2 protein-coding genes are annotated in these 1,264 nt (G+C 73.1%); both read right to left on the bottom strand.

The genetic code is table 11. From position 1 onward, the window contains the following. A partial coding sequence (locus tag EU811_RS23420; RefSeq protein ID WP_238703560.1) for a DUF5682 family protein occupies nt 1–514 on the bottom strand: 514 nt, incomplete at its 3' end. Further along, on the bottom strand, nt 511–1,264 hold a 754-nt coding region (locus tag EU811_RS23425; RefSeq protein ID WP_142940612.1), incomplete at its 5' end, for an ATP-binding protein. The genes EU811_RS23425 and EU811_RS23420, both read right to left, overlap by 4 nt.

A 1,264-nucleotide genomic window follows, 5' to 3' on the forward strand; every position in this document is an offset into this window, starting at 1 on the left:
CCCCCCGGTGCTCGATCACGTCCTCCCACCACCGCTCGGCGTCGTCGTACCCGGCGGTCTCGGCGAGGACGGCGAGCGGGTCGATCCGCACGGCCTCCGCGGGCTCGGACGGAAGTCCCCCCGGCTCCCCCTTCTCCGATGGCTCCTGCTCCTGGTCCTCTCTCTCCTCCCGCCCCCATGCCAGCGTGTGGGTGGCCGGGAGGTCGATGAAGCGGGCCGGCACCCCGTGCTCCAGGGCCCAGCGAATGGCCACCCATTCCGGCGAGAACTCGGCGAGCGGCCAGAACGCCGACCGCCCCGGCTCGTCCACGACATGCGCGAGAAGGGCGACGGGCGGCCGCATGTCCTCGTCGGCGGCCAGCGCGATCAACGCGTCGGCCTCCGGCGGCCCTTCGATGAGTACGGTGCGCGGGCCCGCCGCCTCCAGCGCGGCCCGTACGGCCCGGGCCGAGCCGGGCCCGTGGTGGCGCACCCCGAGCAGCAGGGGCCCGTTCCCCCCGTCGCGGTCGCTCACGCGCTCACCTCCCGGCAGGCGCGGTAGAAGTCCTTCCAGCCGTCGCGCTCGCGGACGACCGCTTCCAGGTACTCCTGCCAGATGACGCGGTCGGCCGCCGGGTCGCGGACGACGGCGCCGAGGATGCCCGCGGCCACGTCGCTCGCGCGCAGGACGCCGTCCCCGAAGTGAGCGGCGAGGGCGAGGCCGTTGGTGACGACGGAGATCGCCTCCGCGGTGTCTAGCGTGCCGCTGGGCGACTTCAGCTTCGTACGCCCGTCGGCGGTGATGCCGTCGCGCAGCTCGCGGAAGACCGTGACGACGCGGCGGATCTCGTCGACTCCGTCGGGCACCGAGGGCAGGTCGAGGGAGCGGCCGATCTGGTCGACGCGGCGCGAGACGATGTCGACCTCGGCGTCGGCGTTCTCGGGCAGCGGCAGGACCACCGTGTTGAAGCGGCGGCGCAGAGCGCTCGACAGGTCGTTCACCCCGCGGTCGCGGTCGTTGGCCGTGGCGATCAGGTTGAAGCCGCGGACCGCCTGCACCTCCGAGCCCAACTCCGGTATCGGCAGGGTCTTTTCCGACAGGATCGTGATGAGCGAGTCCTGTACGTCTGCGGGGATGCGGGTCAGTTCCTCGACCCGGGCCGTCATCCCCTCCGCCATGGCCTGCATGACCGGGCTGGGCACCAGCGCGTCCCGGCTCGGGCCGTTCGCGAGCAGTTGCGCGTAGTTCCAGCCGTAGCGGATCGCCTCCTCCGGTGTGCCGGCC

The organism is Arthrobacter sp. TS-15, assembly GCF_006964045.1.
Classification (GTDB): Bacteria; Actinomycetota; Actinomycetes; order Actinomycetales; family Micrococcaceae; genus Arthrobacter.